The sequence below is a fragment of the Pelomicrobium sp. G1 genome (assembly GCF_051905455.1).
Lineage (GTDB): Bacteria > Pseudomonadota > Gammaproteobacteria > Burkholderiales > UBA6910 > Pelomicrobium.
The window spans coordinates 1-244 of record NZ_JBQACR010000524.1; the positions used below are offsets into that span (position 1 = coordinate 1).

Consider the following 244-nt stretch of genomic DNA (forward strand, 5'->3'; position numbering starts at 1 on the left):
GGTGCCGGCGGAGGAAACCGACGCTTTGCGGCTCGTGCACGGCGAATCCGACGGCCTGCCGGGGGTGGTGGCGGACCGCTACGGGGATACCCTGGTCCTGCAACTCAATAGTTGCGGAGCCGAGGCGTGGCGCGAGACCCTGGCCGAACACCTCGCCGCTCTGACCGCCGCGGGGCGGGTGTTCGAGCGCTCCGACGGGGAGGCGCGGACCCTGGAAGGGCTCGAACCCAGAGTGGGCCCTTTG

Annotated in this window: 1 pseudogene; it reads left to right on the forward strand. The window is 71.3% G+C overall.

The annotated features are described in order from the left end of the window. Positions 1-244 (forward strand): annotated as a pseudogene (locus ACTFO6_RS19480) (23S rRNA (cytosine(1962)-C(5))-methyltransferase RlmI); the annotation flags it as partial.